The sequence below is a fragment of the Hufsiella ginkgonis genome (genome assembly GCF_009834915.1).
Taxonomy (GTDB): domain Bacteria; phylum Bacteroidota; class Bacteroidia; order Sphingobacteriales; family Sphingobacteriaceae; genus Hufsiella; species Hufsiella ginkgonis.
Genome location: NZ_WVHS01000001.1, coordinates 1,397,268 through 1,413,351 on the forward strand (window position 1 = coordinate 1,397,268; position 16,084 = coordinate 1,413,351).

The 16,084-nt window shown below is 52.1% G+C and carries 17 protein-coding genes; 11 read left to right on the forward strand and 6 right to left on the reverse strand.

Annotated features, from left to right (window positions below):
* From GS398_RS05950 to GS398_RS05970, 5 genes are all read left to right on the forward strand, one after another.
* Positions 1–741, forward strand: coding sequence for an ABC transporter ATP-binding protein (locus tag GS398_RS05950; RefSeq protein WP_160905779.1), 741 nt, complete (start codon positions 1–3; stop codon positions 739–741).
* Positions 734–1,846, forward strand: coding sequence for an ABC transporter permease (locus GS398_RS05955; RefSeq protein WP_160905780.1), 1,113 nt, complete (start codon positions 734–736; stop codon positions 1,844–1,846). The genes GS398_RS05950 and GS398_RS05955 overlap by 8 nt, the downstream gene beginning before the upstream one ends.
* Positions 1,843–2,961, forward strand: a complete 1,119-nt coding sequence (locus tag GS398_RS05960) for an ABC transporter permease (protein WP_160905781.1) — start codon at positions 1,843–1,845, stop codon at positions 2,959–2,961. The genes GS398_RS05955 and GS398_RS05960 overlap by 4 nt, the downstream gene beginning before the upstream one ends.
* Positions 2,962–3,075: 114 nt before the next feature.
* Positions 3,076–3,915 (forward strand): glycoside hydrolase family 16 protein, encoded by an 840-nt coding sequence (locus GS398_RS05965; protein WP_160905782.1) that lies wholly within the window; start codon positions 3,076–3,078, stop codon positions 3,913–3,915.
* Between the two features lie 176 nt (positions 3,916–4,091).
* Positions 4,092–5,477 (forward strand): alpha-L-fucosidase, encoded by a 1,386-nt coding sequence (locus GS398_RS05970; RefSeq protein WP_160905783.1) that lies wholly within the window; start codon positions 4,092–4,094, stop codon positions 5,475–5,477.
* A 9-nt stretch (positions 5,478–5,486) separates the two neighbouring features.
* Here the strand turns inward: GS398_RS05970 and GS398_RS05975 are convergent, their stop codons facing one another.
* From GS398_RS05975 to GS398_RS05985, 3 genes are all read right to left on the reverse strand, one after another.
* Positions 5,487–5,879 (reverse strand): (deoxy)nucleoside triphosphate pyrophosphohydrolase, encoded by a 393-nt coding sequence (locus GS398_RS05975; protein ID WP_160905784.1) that lies wholly within the window; start codon positions 5,877–5,879, stop codon positions 5,487–5,489.
* Entirely contained in the window at positions 5,866–6,378 is a 513-nt protein-coding gene (locus tag GS398_RS05980) for a YdeI/OmpD-associated family protein (protein WP_160905785.1), read from the reverse strand. Before GS398_RS05980 ends, GS398_RS05975 begins: the two co-directional genes overlap by 14 nt.
* 141 nt (positions 6,379–6,519) lie before the next feature.
* Entirely contained in the window at positions 6,520–7,848 is a 1,329-nt protein-coding gene (locus GS398_RS05985) for an APC family permease (protein ID WP_160905786.1), read from the reverse strand.
* A 68-nt stretch (positions 7,849–7,916) separates the two neighbouring features.
* On the opposite strand from GS398_RS05985, the gene GS398_RS05990 reads away from it, so the two are divergent.
* The 5 genes from GS398_RS05990 to GS398_RS06010 all read left to right on the forward strand — a co-directional run bounded on the left by GS398_RS05990 (position 7,917) and on the right by GS398_RS06010 (position 11,020).
* The gene (locus GS398_RS05990; RefSeq protein ID WP_160905787.1) at positions 7,917–8,306 is read left to right on the forward strand and encodes a hypothetical protein; all 390 of its coding nucleotides are present in this window, start codon (positions 7,917–7,919) and stop codon (positions 8,304–8,306) included.
* Between the two features lie 4 nt (positions 8,307–8,310).
* On the forward strand, positions 8,311–8,688 hold the full coding sequence (locus GS398_RS05995) for an SRPBCC domain-containing protein (RefSeq protein WP_202405959.1): 378 nt from the start codon (positions 8,311–8,313) through the stop codon (positions 8,686–8,688).
* A gap of 14 nt (positions 8,689–8,702) precedes the next feature.
* On the forward strand, positions 8,703–9,575 hold the full coding sequence (locus tag GS398_RS06000) for a PfkB family carbohydrate kinase (RefSeq protein ID WP_160905788.1): 873 nt from the start codon (positions 8,703–8,705) through the stop codon (positions 9,573–9,575).
* An 83-nt stretch (positions 9,576–9,658) separates the two neighbouring features.
* Positions 9,659–10,147 (forward strand): DinB family protein, encoded by a 489-nt coding sequence (locus GS398_RS06005; protein WP_160905789.1) that lies wholly within the window; start codon positions 9,659–9,661, stop codon positions 10,145–10,147.
* Between the two features lie 30 nt (positions 10,148–10,177).
* Positions 10,178–11,020 carry a sulfurtransferase gene (locus GS398_RS06010; RefSeq protein WP_160905790.1) on the forward strand — a complete coding sequence of 281 codons (843 nt, stop codon included), beginning with the start codon at positions 10,178–10,180 and terminating at the stop codon, positions 11,018–11,020.
* Between the two features lie 72 nt (positions 11,021–11,092).
* On the opposite strand, the gene GS398_RS06015 is transcribed toward GS398_RS06010, so the two are convergent.
* Both GS398_RS06015 and GS398_RS06020 read right to left on the reverse strand, forming a co-directional pair.
* A complete protein-coding gene (locus tag GS398_RS06015) occupies positions 11,093–12,433 on the reverse strand; it encodes a sensor histidine kinase (protein WP_160905791.1) in 1,341 nt (446 codons plus the stop codon).
* Positions 12,434–12,591: 158 nt separating this feature from the next.
* A complete protein-coding gene (locus GS398_RS06020) occupies positions 12,592–13,947 on the reverse strand; it encodes a sigma-54-dependent transcriptional regulator (protein WP_160905792.1) in 1,356 nt (451 codons plus the stop codon).
* Positions 13,948–14,392: 445 nt separating this feature from the next.
* Here GS398_RS06020 and GS398_RS06025 point away from each other — a divergent pair, with 445 nt between their 5' ends.
* The gene (locus GS398_RS06025) at positions 14,393–15,649 is read left to right on the forward strand and encodes an efflux RND transporter periplasmic adaptor subunit (protein ID WP_160905793.1); all 1,257 of its coding nucleotides are present in this window, start codon (positions 14,393–14,395) and stop codon (positions 15,647–15,649) included.
* A 14-nt stretch (positions 15,650–15,663) separates the two neighbouring features.
* On the opposite strand, the gene GS398_RS06030 is transcribed toward GS398_RS06025, so the two are convergent.
* Positions 15,664–16,050 carry a four helix bundle protein gene (locus GS398_RS06030; protein ID WP_160905794.1) on the reverse strand — a complete coding sequence of 129 codons (387 nt, stop codon included), beginning with the start codon at positions 16,048–16,050 and terminating at the stop codon, positions 15,664–15,666.
* Positions 16,051–16,084 lie beyond the last annotated feature (34 nt).

Consider the following 16,084-nt stretch of genomic DNA (forward strand, 5'->3'; position numbering starts at 1 on the left):
ATGCAAGACGCCATCACCACCCGGAACCTCACTAAAACATTCGGCAGCTTTACCGCGGTAGATGCCATTACCTTCCATGTAAAGAAGGGCGAGATCTTCGGCTTTCTTGGCGCGAACGGCGCCGGGAAAACTACCGCCATGCGGATGCTCTGCGGCCTTTCGTTCCCTACTTCGGGTAAAGCTACGGTAGCCGGGTTCGACGTAGCCACCGAAACCGAGAAAATTAAGCGCAGCATCGGCTATATGAGCCAGAAGTTCTCGTTATACGAAGACCTCACGGTACGGGAAAACATCCGCTTTTATGCCGGAATTTATGGAAAAAGCCGCGCCTTTATCCGCGAGAAAACCAGCCGTGTATTGCAGCAGCTCCGCCTGGAGAATGAGGCCGATAAACTGGTAGGTGCGCTGCCGCTCGGATGGAAGCAGAAACTGGCATTCTCGGTGGCGATCTTCCACGAGCCGGAGATCGTTTTCCTGGATGAGCCTACCGGCGGCGTCGACCCGGTTACACGGCGGGAGTTCTGGAACCTGATCTATGAGGCGGCCGGAGATGGCATTACGGTATTTGTTACCACGCATTACATGGACGAAGCGGAGTATTGCGACCGCGTATCTATTATGGTGGATGGCAAGATCGGTGCGCTGGATTCGCCCAAAGGGCTGAAGGAAACGTTTGGTGTAAACTCGATGGATGAGGTTTTCTTAAAGTTAGCGAGGGGGGCGAAGAGATCCGATGGGTAAAAGCCAGTTTCTATCTTTCATAAAAAAAGAATTCTACCACATCCTCCGCGACAGGAAAACCTTGTTTATCCTCCTCGGCATGCCTGTTGTACAGATCGTGATCTTCGGGTTCGCGCTTACCAACGAGGTGAAAAACTCGGCGATCGCCGTTCTCGACCAGTCGAAAGATGACGCAACGGCTTCGTTAACCGGGGAGCTGGATGCCAGCCGGTATTTCGAGATCGTTGCCAGCCTGAAGTCGGCCGCCGAGATCGGGCCCGCTTTCAGGAAAGGAAAAGTAAAGATGGTGGTGGTGTTTCCGCCGGGGTTCGGTAACGACCTCAAACACCTGAACAATGCACAGGTGCAGTTAATTGCCGACGCGTCTGACCCGAACGTAGCCAATACCCTTACCAACTACGCCAACGCCGTTATTATGGGTTACCAGGACCGCGTGAACCAGGGCCTGAAGCTTCCTTATACCATTAAAACCGAATACCGTATGTTGTATAATCCGCAGCTGAAAGGCGCGTACAGCTTCGTTCCGGGTGTGATGGCCATGGTACTTATGCTGATCTGCACGATGATGACCGCCATCACCATCGTTAAGGAAAAGGAGCTGGGCACGATGGAGGTGATGCTTGTTTCGCCGGTACAGCCGCTCAAGATCGTGGTAGCCAAAGCGGTGCCTTACCTGCTCCTCTCGTGCGTGAATATTGCCAGTATCCTGCTCCTTAGCGTATTTGTGCTGGATGTGCCTATTAACGGGAGCCTGCCGCTGCTGGTGGCGGAGAGCATCCTGTTCACGCTTACGTCGCTGAGCCTTGGCCTTCTTATTTCGTCGGCCACCGGCTCCCAGCAAACAGCCATGTTTATTTCCCTCACGGGAATGTTCCTGCCCACGGTGATGCTCAGCGGGTTTATGTTCCCGGTAGAAAATATGCCGTTGCCGCTGCGGGTGATCTCGAACGTAGTTCCGGCCAAGTGGTATTACATTATCGTGAAATCTGTCATGATCAAGGGTGTGGGTTTTGGAGCGGTGTGGAAAGAAACACTGGTACTGGCCGGGATGACCGCCTTCTTATTGTTAATAAGTATAAAAAAATTCAAGATCCGGCTGTCATGAAAATCCTATGGTTCCTACTCGAAAAAGAGTTCAGGCAGATCTTTCGCGACCCGGGCATCCTCCGCGTTATTTTTATCATGCCGGTAATGCAGCTGATCCTGCTGCCCAACGCGGCCGACTACGAGATCAAGAACATCCATATCACCGTGGTAGATAACGACCACTCTTCTTATTCGCGCCAGCTTATCTCGAAGATCACGGCATCAGGCTATTTCAAGCTGGAGCACTACAGCACGAATTATCCCGGCGCCCTGGAAGATGTGGAAAAAGACCGCGCCGACCTCGTGCTGGAGATCCCGCCGAAGTTCGAAAAGCAGCTGGTAAAGGAAGATGAAAGCACCGTTTTTATGTCGGTAAATGCCATTAACGGGGTAAAAGCAAATATCGGCGGCGCATACCTGCAAAGCATTGTCGAGGATTTTAACCGGGAGGTCCGTTTAAAATGGGTCCAGTTTCCGCGGTTTAATCCACAACCCGTCATCCAGGTAACGAGTGCCAACTGGTTTAACCCGTTAATGAGTTATAAACAATTTATGGTGCCCGGGATTCTCGTGATACTGGTCACCATGGTGGGCTCTTTCCTCGCCACGCTGAATATTGTGAAGGAAAAAGAACTGGGCACCATCGAGCAGATCAACGTAACCCCGATCAGGAAGTATCATTTTATCCTGGGCAAGCTGATCCCCTTCTGGGTGCTCGGCCTGTTGATCTTTACCATCGGGTTGCTCATTGCCCGCGTTGTTTACGGCATCGTTCCTGCCGGACATCTGTTTGTGATCTACGTTTTTGCGGCGGTTTACCTGCTGGCCATCCTTGGCCTGGGGCTCCTGATCTCTACGTTTACCGCTACCCAGCAGCAGGCCATGCTGATCTCTTTTTTCCTGATGATGGTGTTCATCCTGCTAAGCGGCTTGTATACCTCTATCGACAGCATGCCAGCTTGGGCGAAAATGATCACCCGGTTTAACCCGGTTACCTATTTTATCGAGGTAATGCGAATGGTGGTGCTAAAAGGCAGCGGGCTGAGGGATATTTCGGGGCAGATCTTTACCGTGCTGTTGTTCGCGGTATTTTTAAATGGCTGGGCCGTGCTCAGTTACCGGAAAAGAGCTTAACCGCATCTCCGCGTCCTTCGCGCCAAACTAAGCGCCGGGGTTTTACGCAAGCTTTTCGGACGCAAAGAAAATGTGCCGGAGAGTTGCGATATTAACCGAAATATTAGCTGCAGTATGAAATATCTTTTCGCTTTTCTCCTCATGTTAGTGTTGCCCGGTCCTGCCAGTGCACAAAAGCTTATTAACGAAACCGACGGCGGTTATAAACTCGTATGGGCCGACGAGTTTAATACCGACGGCGCCCCGGATCCGAAGAACTGGAAATTTGAAAAAGGCTTCGTGCGCAACCACGAGCACCAGTGGTACCAGGCACAGAACGCCTGGTGCAAAAACGGCCTGCTTATTTTTGAAGTAAGAAAGGAACACTTCGTTAACCCTGTGGCCAACCCGCAGGATACGAGCTGGAAGTCCAGGCGCCCGTTTGTGGAATATACCTCCTCCAGCATTAACACGCGTGGCCTGCAGTCCTGGCAATACGGCCGGTTTGTGATGCGCGGGAAGATCGACGTGGATGCCGGCTTATGGCCCGCATTCTGGACATTGGGCGTTTCTGGCCGCTGGCCCGCAAACGGAGAGATTGATATTATGGAATATTACCGCGGTAAGATCCTCGCAAACATCGCCTGCGGTACCGACAAGGCTTATAAGGCGCAATGGTTTAGTAACACCAAAGCGCTTACGGCATTTACCGACCCGGACTGGGCTAAAAAGTTCCATACCTGGCGCATGGATTGGGACGAAACCGCCATCGGCCTTTTCATAGATGACGAGCTGCTGAACCGCGTACCGCTCGATCAGCTGGTAAATAAAGATGGCAGCAACGTTAACCCGTTTAAGCAGCCGCAATACATCCTGTTGAATCTTGCCCTGGGGGGCGATAACGGAGGCGATCCTTCGGCCACTGTTTTTCCTAAACGGTTCGAGGTAGACTATGTGAGGGTTTACCAGAAGTAGCGCTTTGCGCTTTCTTTGGGACCGATTGCATTCACTTGTCGCGGTTTAATGAGGCCATGCCGTAGTTAACTTTCGGATACAGGCAGGGGAGCAGTATATTAGGCGTAGAATTTAGCCTGAACGGTTGCCGTGTACGTTGGTGGCTGTTCCCGGGTTCCACGTAATCAATATAAACCATGAAATCGCTTTACCTTTCTGCAGCGTCGTGTTTGCTGTTCCTTACCGTTTCCGGTCAGCCGCGTTACGCCGCCAACTGGACGTCCATCGACAGCCGCCCTATCCCGGAGTGGTATACCGACGCAAAATTCGGCATCTTCATCCATTGGGGATTGTTTTCGGTGCCCTCGTACGCACCTGTTGGAAAAGATATCCCGGTATATTCCAAGTATGCCGAATGGTACTGGTTCCGCTGGCAAACCGATAGCGGTAAGGTAGGTAAAGCCTACCGGGAATATCACCTCAAAAATTATGGTCCCGGTTTTAAATACCAGGATTTCGCAAAGTCGTTCACCGCGGAACTATTTAATCCCGACCAATGGGCGGAATTGTTTAAAACGTCGGGGGCGAAGTATGTAGTACTTACTTCTAAACACCATGAAGGTTTTACGCTGTGGCCAAGCAAAGAATCGTGGAACTGGAACAGCGTGGATGTAGGCCCGCACCGCGACCTCGCCGGCGATCTTACCAGATCGGTAAAAGCCAGGGGGCTGCATATGGGCTTTTACTACTCGCTGTACGAATGGTTTAACCCGCTGTACAAGGCAGATGTGACCAAGTATGTAGATGAGCATATGCTGCCGCAAATGAAAGACCTGGTAAACCGTTACCAGCCGGATGTTTTCTGGACCGACGGCGAATGGGAGCACCCCAGCGACACCTGGAAAAGCACCCGGTTCCTCTCCTGGTTGTATAATGACAGCCCGGTGAAAAACTCCGTAGTGGTAAACGACCGCTGGGGGAAGGAAACCCGCAGCAAACACGGTGGCTTTTACACCACCGAATACGACCTTATCCATGATGGCGACGCCAAAAATGTATCCATTCCACGTCCGTGGGAAGAGTGCCGCGGCATAGGCGGTTCTTTTGGCCTCAACCGCAACGAGAACCTGGAAGATTATTCGACCTCGGCGGAGCTTATTGGTATTCTCATCGAAAAGGTAGCCCGGGGCGGTAACCTGTTGTTAAATATCGGGCCTGCTGCAGACGGTACTATTCCAGTGATCATGCAGCAGCGCTTAACCGACATGGGCGGCTGGCTAAAGGTAAACGGCGACGCGATTTATGGTACGCAGGAATGGAAGGAAAGACCCCAAGCGAAAATCGAAGGCCGGTATTTCACCCGCAAGGGCAAAGATTTATACCTGATCACTACTAAATGGACGGATAAGCTGGATTTTGCCGGGCTTACCCGCAAACCTGCCTCGGTAACCCTGCTTGGTTTGAAAGGCTCGGTTAAAAGTAATGTTTCAGGAAGTAAGATCAGCATCACGGCTCCTGTGGTAAACCCGGGTAACATGCCGTGTAATTATGCCTGGGTGTATAGGATTGCGGATTGCTTGTAGTACTCCGGGTTAGCGGCCCGTATACTCCCTAACTACCGCTACGTCGGCCGCCGCCCAGTCGAGCAGCAACAGCTCCGCATGCGTAAACCAGCCGAGATCGGCATGTTCGTGCAGGAAGATCTCCCCTGCGGTAATTTCTGCAAGGAAAGGGATCAGCCTGATGGTCACCGTTTCGTAAGCATATTCGCGGGGCCGGAGCTCGCCCGTAATGCGGATGCGTACCTGGAGCTCCTCGCCTATTTCGCGGGCCAGGCAGGCTGCCGGGGTTTCGCCCGGCTCTACTTTTCCACCCGGGAACTCCCATTTTAGCGGCAGCAGCATTTTCGCGCTGCGTTGCACTACAAGTGTTTTGCCTTCCGGTGAAGTGATAATGGCACAGGCAACGTCCTTAACGTTTGTCATCACGCATCCCCCTGATCATGGCGCCGTAATCGAGCCCTCTTTGCATGGCATTTACCGTTGCCGCAATGCGTTTTATACGCGTAGGTTCGGTTTTGGCACTGTCGATCCATTTAATAAAGTAGTTGCGGTGCGACCGCGCCAGCTTGTAGAAAGCATCCAGCGCGCCCGGTTCGTCACCCAGGCATTCCTCCAGGTCGGCCGGCATCTCAATGCTGAAATGGAGGTCTTCTTCAAGTTGTACCTGCAGCATCGCGCCTTCGCCTTTGCGGATGCCCTTGCGCAGGTCCGCATTCAGCGGGAGGATAAAATTCCCGTCGCCCATAGGCAGCAAGGCAATACCTGCAAAAGGGAACCGGTCCAGGAAGCCTTTTGCCCTGAATGTTTGCCGGTTACCGGGCTTCACCTGTGCGGCAACGTCTGCCGGGATCACGATATACGTCCAGCCGGTTTTCTCGCCCTTTGAGTCGAACTTTAAGATAAGGGTAGTGTACTCAACCATAGTTCAAATATAATGGGTGATGTGCATGTTAGGATGAACTTTCCACCAGGTTTGCCGTGGTTAATGACAGGTAAGTTAAGCAAACCCGGGCCTGCCGGGGCATCGCTGCGGTGATACCGGCACTGGCGGCATGTTGGGATGTTAGTTTATCCGGCGGGTTGTTTTCGCCACCACGTAATACACCGGTAACGCCGCTACCAGCAATACCATGGCATAGATACTGTTCTGTGTGTCCTCGATAAACAGTCCCACGATAATAGCGAACGTTACCGCGATCATCAGGAGGGCCACCACCGGGTAGGCAGGCGCCCGGTAGAAATTTGCTTCGGAAGGTGCTTTTTTACGCACGGCGATGATGGAGGTATACACGGCAAGATCGACCAGCATGGCCATCATGGAGGCAATGGCCATTACCACCTTAAACAAGCCGATGGATGCAAACGCAATTGAAACAGCGGTGGTAATGATCAGTGCGTTGCCGGGGATCTGATGTTTGTTGATCGCCGATGCGGATTTAAAGAATAACCCCGCCCGCGAAACCGCCAGCAGGATCCTGGGACATGCCAGGAAATACGCAAACAGGATCCCCACAAGGGAAAGAACAGAAATAATGGTCACTACCAGCTTGCCTTGTCCCCCGAAAATAACCTGTGTCGCATCTGCTGCCGGAAGCACCGACGTGGCCATCTCGTGCAGCGGAAGCACGGCCATCAGGCCCAGGTTTACCAATACGTACAGGGCGATTACGCTTACCACACCCCATTTAAGTGCGGCGGGAATATTTTTGCGGGGATTGGTGTCTTCTTCCGCGAAGTACACAGGTGTTTTCCAGCCCGTGTAGGTGTAAAAAACGGCGCGAAGCGAGAGGATGATCACCGGCAGCGCGGGTATTTCATGGGAGGTACTGCCGCTTACGGCGCCGGCAACCGGGCTTTTGCCGCTCAGGAAGTAATAGTAGCAAGCGCCTACCAGCACCAGCAGGCCCAGCGCTTTTAGTACGCTTATGGTTTGCTGCACGCCGCTGCTCACCTTAAGACCCTGCCATTGCAGCACACAAAGCACCATGAGCAATACCCCCGCGATAAGGCCGATGGGGTAATGGGTGCCAAGCAGCAGGTTAGTGTATTCGCCCACCGCTATGGCGAAAGAAGCCACGGCTGCGGCAATGGTAATGTAATCGCACCAGGCCACGGTAAATCCAGGCAGCTTCCCAAAAGCATGAGTGGCGTAGATGAACGGGCCGCCGGCTACGGGATAACGCGTGCTCATTTCGGCGTAAATGAACGTGCCGGTAAGGGAGATAAGCCCGCCCGCGATCCAGCACCCGATAAAAAAATACGGATTTTCGGTATACTGGGCAAGAATGGCCGGCATCCGGAGTATCCCAAGGCCGACCATGCCTCCTACCGTTACCGCCAGGCCAAAGCCGATGCCTACGATGCGCGATAAGTGGTTCGGGGTTTTGTTCATGGGCGTGGCGAAACAGGGGCTGAGCCATAAACTTACTTAATCCGGGTAAATAATCCTATTTTCGCTGTATGCATGTACTTTTCGAATATGAATTGCCGAAGGCGATGGCAATTTGCTGCCTGGCGATAATGGTTTTCCGGGCGTGGGCGCAACAACTGCCGGACGCACAGGAGAACGGGATGCGGGTACCTGCCTGGTTAAAGATCGATGGTAAAACCGCCGGATGGGATACGCTATTCGGGGCATTTAACAAAAAAACGGAGCTATTTTACTCCATAGCCAACAACAAGGAAAATATCTACCTCGCCGTGAGGTGTTCGGAGCTCTCAGTGATCAACAAGATCATTGCCGGAGGTATCACCGCGATCCATGTTTTCAAAGATGGCCCCGGGGGTATGGACTTCCAGGTACTGATGAGCGCTACCGACTTCCGGGGAAAATATGTACCCGTAAAATAATATCATGACTTACAAGAAATACCTCCCCCTCCCCGTTACCCCCGGGGAAGTTTACCTCGCTCTTACCAAAGACATCAGCATCCGGTTATGGACCGGTGCCGCCGTGGAGTTTACAGAACAGGCCGGTACGGAGTTTTCTTACTGGGATGGTGATATCGTTGGCAAAAACCTCGAGTTCGAATACGGTAAAAAGATCGTGCAGGAATGGTACTTCGGCGAGCGGGATGCACCCTCCATCGTTACCATTAAGCTGCATCCCGATAAGAAAGGTACCTCGATGGAGTTCGTGCAAACTAACATCCCCGAAGAAGATTTTACCGAGTTCACTTCAGGGCTAGAGGAAAATTATTTTAACGGGCTGGTGGACTTTTTCGGGGAGTAGTTATATAACCGCGCATGTTCGATATCTGCTGTATTGGTCACCTTACGCTCGATAAGGTAGTTACACCTGGTTCCACCGTTTACATGGCGGGCGGCACCTCGTTCTATTTTTCGAACGCTGTACGCCATATGCCCGTCAACTACTGCCTGGTGACGTCGCTAGCCGAAGCTGAAATGCGGTTTGTCGACAACCTTCGCGAAAAAGGCACGGAGGTAACGGTATTACCCAGCCGGTATACCGTTTGTTTCGAGAACATTTATTCTGCTAACCAGGACCACCGTACGCAGCGGGTATCGCAGCAGGCAGACGCTTTTGACGTAGCCGGGATACGGGATGTCAATGCCAGGGTTTTCCACCTCGGTCCCCTGCTGGCGAACGACATTTCGCCGGAGCTGATCCGTTCACTGGCCGCCAGGGCGAACGTATCCCTGGATGTACAGGGTTACCTCCGCGACGTGCGCGACGGGCAGGTATATCCTATTCAATGGGCGGCAAGTGCCGGCCTGCTGCCATACGTCCACACCCTGAAAGCGAACGATGCCGAGCTGGAAGTACTGACGGGCGAAACCGATCTCCGCCTGGGTGCAAAAGCCATCGCTGCACTGGGCGTGAAAGAAGTGGTGATCACTTTGGGAAGCCAGGGCTCGCTGATTTACGAGAATGGTAAGTTTCACGAAATAGCGGTTTATATGCCAAGGGTGGTGGCCGATGCCACCGGCTGCGGCGATACGTATATGGCCGGGTACCTCTCGCGGCGCCTCGCCGGGGCGGGGATCCGGGAAGCGGGTGAATTCGCATCGGCGATGGCAAGCATCAAGATCGAATCATCAGGCCCCTTTACCGGTACGTTTGAAGAGGTGGCCGCCCGCGTCGCCGGCGCGCGTTGAGTACGTACTTCGGCCAAAGAAAATGGCTTTTGGCTGATTGAATATTACCGGCGGAACCCTCATCTTAGCCAAAATAAACAGCAATGGATCAACAAGAGTTATTCGTAAAAATGGCGGTTCACGCCTGGAACGTACAGATCGGTCGGGCAGAAAAAATGTTCAACGCGTTTAGCGACGACGATTTTTATCGTGAGATCGCCCCTGGCAAAAACAGGATCATTTACCTGTATGGCCACCTGATCGCCATTCACGATGCGATTAAAGATATCCTGGTGCTTGGCGACCGCCGCCATGCGGATATGGACGACCCATACATCAAGAAACCGGAGGATAAAAGCCTCACTGTGCCTTCGCTCGCAGAGATGAAGCAGTATTGGGCAGAAGTACACGCGGAGCTGGCAGCACTTTTCCAGGCATTGCCGGCCGCGGAATGGTTTACCCGGCACAAGGCGATGAGCGACGAAGACTTCGTTAAAGATCCATCGCGTAACAAGCTGAGCGTGCTGATGAACCGTACCTCGCATGTGGCGTACCATTTAGGGCAGATCGTGCTGGTGAAACCCAACTCATAAGCACCGTTATTCACTATATTGTTAAGTATTATGAAACCAATTATTTCTCCCGGCGAACTGACCGCTGCCATGCAGAACGAAAACCTGGTACTTATCGACGCACGTACCGGTGCAGGTATTAAAGAAAGCTACCTCTCCACTCATTTAGAAAGGGCGCAGCATGTAAACCTTGAATACGACCTTTCGAAACCCACAGACGACGCTGCCGATGGCGGCCGGCACCCGCTGCCTGCTATCGACGATTTTGCGGCGCTTCTCGGCAAGCTTGGCATTTCTAAAGAAAGCCACGTGGTAGTATATGACGACAAGCAGGGCGCCAATGCCGCCGCCCGTTTTTGGTGGATGTTAAAGGCGGTGGGCCATGAACAGGTGCAGGTGCTCGACGGCGGCCTGCAGGCGGCACTGAGCGCCGGTGTACCCGCCGGTTACGGCGAAGAAGCTGCTGTCGCCGCGGCAAGTCCATACCCGGTAACGAACTGGCTGCTGCCGATGGCGGATATAGCCGAAGTAGAAAGGGTGGCGACCGACCCGGACCATGTGGTGATAGATGTTCGGGATGCTGCCCGGTATCGCGGGGAAACGGAGCCGATCGACCTGGTAGCGGGACATATCCCGGGAGCCATTAACATCCCGCTAACGGAAAATGTAAATGCGGAAGGGTTTTTCCTGCCCGGGGCAGCGCTGAAGGCGAAATACGGCGCAGCCATCGGCGACCGCGATGCCGGGCACGTAATTGTGCATTGCGGATCGGGGGTTACGGCTTGCCATACGCTGCTTGCCATTGCGCAGGCGGGGTTGGAGCTCCCCAAGCTGTATGTAGGATCGTGGAGCGAATGGTCGCGCACAGGCAGGGAAATAGGGAAGGGCTTGTAACCACGGGTCCTGTCCCTCTCCCGGGAGGAGGATAAGTTGCGTAAGCATTCTGGTACGGTTCGTATACCCGAACTAAAATTGAAGCACGAACGCCGTTCCCTCCCCTTCCCGGGATTGTACGCGGATATTGCCGTGGTGCAGCATCATGATCTGTTTGCATAACGTGAGACCGATACCGCTCCCGCTTTTTTTGGTGCTGAAGAACGGAACGAAGATCTTGTCGAGCAGCTCCTCGGGCATACCGGCGCCATTGTCGGCTACTTTGATCTGCACCTTATTCGCGGAATTGAGGCCTGCCGACAGCACGATCCGCGGGTCGTTGCGGTCTTTAATGGCGTCGATGGCGTTTACAATGAGGTTGATGAGCACCTGTTCGATCAGGCTCGTATCTGCATCGAGCACCAGCTGGGGATCTTTAAGAATGATCTCCATGTCGATGTTTTTAGATTGAAGCGTAGGCTGCATCAGCTGGTGCAGGCTCTCGAACAGGTCGCGCGCGAAGATCTTCTTAAGGTTCGGGTTGGTGATCTTGTTAAGGCTGCGGTACGTTTCGGCAAATTTCAGCAGGCCTTCGCTGCGGCGGCGGATGGTATCTATCCCCAACTCGAGATCTTCCAGCGAGCCGTCGTTATATTCTTCCGGGATATTGATCGTTTTCAGCCGGTTCTTTAGCGTATCGGCGAGCGAAGAGATCGGTGCGATGGAGTTCATGATCTCGTGCGTAAGCACGCTCAGGAGCTTCTGCCACGCCTTGGCTTCCGTTTCATCCAACGCTTCATTTACGTTCTGAAAGGCTACGAGGCGGTATTTTTTTCCATCGGTATGGAACGCGGTGGCAGATAGCAGGATCTTATAATTATTCTGCTGGATATCTATCGACGCGATGCGGCTTTCACCCAGTTTGAGCAGGTTTAATTCGTTGTACAATTCACCGTTCCGTTTGTTCAGCGAGTGAATGGTTTTGAGGTAGGGCAGCTGGAGCATTTTTTTCAGCGTCTCGTTCATCCAGATCACTTCCCCTGACGACTCTTCATAGGATATGATCCCGGTATCTACCAGCTCCAGTATCTTTTGAAGATACAGGTATTGGGTTTCTTTTTCGCGCGAGATCACTTTAAAGGTATTGTTGATGTCGTTAAACCCCCTCCGGAGGCTTTTTACCTCCACCGAAGCATGTTTTTCATCAAAGTACCTCGAAAAATCACGGTAGTGTACCGATTCCACAAACTGGTTCAACTCGTTATGCGCCTTCAGTTGTAAGCGGTAGATCAGCACTACCTGGTACAATATTACGGCGATTAACAGGAACAGGTACAGGAAATATCCTTTCAGGAACAGGAATGCTCCTGCAGTGATGGTGATAATTAACAGTATCACCTGCAGCAATATGCGCCAACCGACTTTTTTGAACATGTGTTTAACTATTGGCTGCTGGCCATTGGCCGCCGGCTTGGTGCAAACCTGCGGCAATAGCTGCAGCTTAATGTTTCTATAATACTTTCTAACCGCTACTTAGCCGCATCTTGTTAGGCAATCATCAGGCTATCAGCTAACAGCCAATAGCCATCAGCTTAAATATCATACTTACTCAGCCTCCGGTACAACGCCATCCGCGTAATACCCAGTTCCCTGGCAGCCTTGGTGATATTGCCGTTATATTTTTCGATCACCTTGAGAATGGTATTTTTCTCGATATCGCTCAGTTTCATCTCGTCCATTTCCAGGTCGGGCGGCGGCAGCGTTTCGATGGGAGAAAATATCAGGTCTTTCGACTGCAGTACCGGGCCGTCGGCCATGATCACCGCACGCTCGATGGTGTACTGCAGCTCGCGGATGTTCCCGGGAAAATGGTACTGCTTCAGTTTTTCCATGGCGCGTTCGTCGAAATCAATGGCCGGCTTCAGGTACTTATCGGTGTAGATCTTGCTGAAATGACGGGCCAGCAGCACGATGTCGTTTCCGCGTTTGCGCAATGGCGGAACAAAGATCTCTACGGTGTTGATGCGGTAGATCAAGTCCTTGCGGAACCGGTTTTCGTTGGCCAGCTCCTGCAGGGGCACGTTGGTGGCGCAAATGAGGCGAATATCAACGGGCACCGCATCATTGCTGCCCAGTCGCGTTACCTGGCGATTTTGTAATACGCTCAGTAGCTTGGCCTGCTGCTGGAGCGAAATATTGCCGATCTCGTCGAGGAAAAGCGTACCGCCCGACGCGGATTCGAACCTTCCCGCACGATCTTCGCGCGCATCGGTAAAAGCGCCTTTTTTATGACCGAAGAGCTCACTTTCGAACAGGCTTTCGGTAAGGGCGCCGACATCCACCTTCACAAAAGGTTTATTTGCCCGGAGCGACTGCCGGTGAATGGCCTGCGCGATAAGCTCCTTCCCGGTTCCGTTCTCGCCGAGGATGAGGATATTGGCATCGGTAGGCGCAATTTTTTCTACTTTATAAAAGATGTCGTTCATAGCGTCCGACTCCCCCAACAGGTCGATGGACGCATTTAATTCAAGCGAGGTTTTCTTTTGCGACGGAGTGCGGTCCTTGTGCGCCAATGCGCCGCTGATGGTTTCCACGAGCTTCTCGTTGTGCCATGGCTTCACCACGAAATCGGTGGCGCCGTCCTTCAGCGAGCGTACGGCAAGATCGATGTCGCCATAAGCCGTGATCATGATCACCGAGGCTTCAGACTTCAGCTCCTTGATCTTCCTGAGCCAGTACAGGCCCTCGTTGCCCGTGTTAATGGCGCTCTTAAAGTTCATATCGAGCAGGATCAGGTCGTACTTGCGCGACGAAAGAATGGCGGGAAGGTTCTCGGGGTTCTTTTCCGTCACCACATCTTTGGCCTGCGTTTTAAGCAGCAGCCGTACGGCCGTAAGTACGTCGGGATCATCGTCTATCACGAGGATGGAGGCGTTTTTGAGGAGCATGCTTTTTGGTTGTCAGTTATCAGTTGCCAGTGGTCAGTTTTTATTTACGGTGAATTACCTGTTCAGTTTTAATCCGGTTTTAACCAGCAGGGAGCATATTATGCTACATGCAGGAGAACTGGCTACTCACAACTGATCACTGATCACCACCAACCCCACAAGTATACCACTTAATGCAACACCCTGTAAATCAAATCTTCCTATTTTAGGGGAACCGGGGCGGTGTAACAGGACCGTGCAGTAAGTGTTCGTTTTCGAACAGCGGGTTTGCGGGCAGTTCGATAAATAGCGCTTATTATCAATAGGTTATGCGGTTGGCACATGGTTGTATAATAGCTGGTGGCTGGTAGCTGATGGCTTGCGGTTTGCAAACGGTCTTAAAACAAAGACTTTTGGTTTGCCAAAACATGCCATCAGCCAATAGCTACCGGCCAATAGCTATAAAATGGACAGAGTTATACCAAAAAAGAAATGGAATTCGAAACGCCTTGCTACCATCGGCGGCGCTGCAGCAATACTGGCACTGATCGGGGCAAGTGTTTATTTTACATCCGGCAAAACGAAGGTGAATGTAGATACCGGGAAGATCACCGTCAGTGAAATTAAAAAAGGCCCTTTCCAGGAATCGATCCCTGTAAATGGCATTGTGATGCCGATCACCACCATCTACCTGGATGCGATGGAAGGCGGCCGCGTAGAAGAGAAATTCGTGGAAGACGGCGCTTTTATGAAGAAAGGCGATCCCATCATGCGCCTCTCTAACACCGACCTGGAGCTAAGCCTGGTAAACCAGGAAACGCAGGTGTTTAACCTGCTTACCCAAATGCAGATCTCTAAAAACGCGGCGCGGCAAAACACCATCGGTAAATTAAACCAGATGGCCGAAGTGGCCAGCTCTTTTACCGAAGCGGAACGGGTGTATAACCTCAATAAAGACCTGTACCAGAAAAAAGCCGTCGGGTTGCAGGAGTTCCGTAAGTCGCAGCTGGAGTACGAGTACCAGGTAAAACGTAAAAAGTTAACGGAGCAGGTGCTTCGCCAGGATTCTGTGTCAACCCGGGAAGAACAGGACCAGGCCACGCAGGGCTACCAGCGTACACAGGCTGCCCTCGCGCTGATGCGCAAAAAGGTAGGCGACCTGGTGGTGCGCGCGCCGGTGGACGGCCAGCTCACCTCGATGGATGCGGAGATCGGCCAGAACCGCAGCCCGGGCCAGCGCCTCGGCCAGATCGACGTGTTAAGCGGTTTTAAAGTGCGTGTGGATGTTGACGAACATTACATCACCCGCATTTTTACCGGTCTTAAGGGCGACTTTACCCTTGGCGATAAAACCTACAACCTGGTGATCAGGAAGGTATATACCCAGGTAACTAACGGGCGTTTCCAGGTGGACATGGCCTTTGCCGAAGGTACGCCGAAAGACATCCGACGCGGACAAACCCTCCAGATCCGCCTTGCGCTAAGCGACGAAACACAGGCAATACTGGTGCCCAAAGGCGGCTTCTACCAGCAAACCGGCGGAAACTGGATCTTTAAAGTAAGCGAGAACGGCAAGACCGCGTATAAAGTAGACATACAGCTCGGCCGGCAGGACCCGGATTATTACGAAGTACTGGAAGGATTGAAACCCGGCGACAAAGTGGTAACCAGCAGCTACGAGAATTTCGGGGATATACAGGAGTTGGTGTTGAAGAAGGAGTAGCGCGTGATCAGTTGTCAGTGATCAGTTCCGGCTAACTGCCAATGATTTGTACTAAAGCTTTTTGATATAGGAAATAACATTTTTCGGATTTCGGTTACTTCAGCGTTCATTATGATAAATAACGGTTCATCAATGTATTTAAGATCTTTTGCAAGAAGTAGTTGGTACTCTAATTCTGAGCAGGAGCCGGTAGAGATTACCAAAAATCTTTTCAGCTCTGCATCGCTGTTGCGGCCACAACCTTCTGCAATATTGGTTGGTATAGACGATGACGATCTCCTGACTTGTGAAGAGAGCCCGAATATTTCTTCTCTCGGAAACATATTCTTAGTAACCTCATATATTTTTAACGTGAGCTCGTGACTCCTGCTCCACATGGATAGGGTTTTAAAATCCTTCATATTCAAAGTAACGAAATTAAAACAACTAATAATT

Coding starts and splice junctions, on each gene's coding strand:
- GS398_RS05960 (WP_160905781.1), top strand. CDS start 1,843: ATGAAAATCCTATGGTTCCTACTCGAAAAAGAGTTCAGGCAGATCTTT.
- GS398_RS05980 (WP_160905785.1), bottom strand. CDS start 6,378: ATGGTTGAGTACACTACCCTTATCTTAAAGTTCGACTCAAAGGGCGAG.
- GS398_RS05965 (WP_160905782.1), top strand. CDS start 3,076: ATGAAATATCTTTTCGCTTTTCTCCTCATGTTAGTGTTGCCCGGTCCT.
- GS398_RS05995 (WP_202405959.1), top strand. CDS start 8,311: ATGACTTACAAGAAATACCTCCCCCTCCCCGTTACCCCCGGGGAAGTT.
- GS398_RS05985 (WP_160905786.1), bottom strand. CDS start 7,848: ATGAACAAAACCCCGAACCACTTATCGCGCATCGTAGGCATCGGCTTT.
- GS398_RS06025 (WP_160905793.1), top strand. CDS start 14,393: ATGGACAGAGTTATACCAAAAAAGAAATGGAATTCGAAACGCCTTGCT.
- GS398_RS05950 (WP_160905779.1), top strand. CDS start 1: ATGCAAGACGCCATCACCACCCGGAACCTCACTAAAACATTCGGCAGC.
- GS398_RS06030 (WP_160905794.1), bottom strand. CDS start 16,050: ATGAAGGATTTTAAAACCCTATCCATGTGGAGCAGGAGTCACGAGCTC.
- GS398_RS05955 (WP_160905780.1), top strand. CDS start 734: ATGGGTAAAAGCCAGTTTCTATCTTTCATAAAAAAAGAATTCTACCAC.
- GS398_RS05970 (WP_160905783.1), top strand. CDS start 4,092: ATGAAATCGCTTTACCTTTCTGCAGCGTCGTGTTTGCTGTTCCTTACC.
- GS398_RS05975 (WP_160905784.1), bottom strand. CDS start 5,879: ATGACAAACGTTAAGGACGTTGCCTGTGCCATTATCACTTCACCGGAA.
- GS398_RS06015 (WP_160905791.1), bottom strand. CDS start 12,433: ATGTTCAAAAAAGTCGGTTGGCGCATATTGCTGCAGGTGATACTGTTA.
- GS398_RS05990 (WP_160905787.1), top strand. CDS start 7,917: ATGCATGTACTTTTCGAATATGAATTGCCGAAGGCGATGGCAATTTGC.
- GS398_RS06020 (WP_160905792.1), bottom strand. CDS start 13,947: ATGCTCCTCAAAAACGCCTCCATCCTCGTGATAGACGATGATCCCGAC.
- GS398_RS06005 (WP_160905789.1), top strand. CDS start 9,659: ATGGATCAACAAGAGTTATTCGTAAAAATGGCGGTTCACGCCTGGAAC.
- GS398_RS06000 (WP_160905788.1), top strand. CDS start 8,703: ATGTTCGATATCTGCTGTATTGGTCACCTTACGCTCGATAAGGTAGTT.
- GS398_RS06010 (WP_160905790.1), top strand. CDS start 10,178: ATGAAACCAATTATTTCTCCCGGCGAACTGACCGCTGCCATGCAGAAC.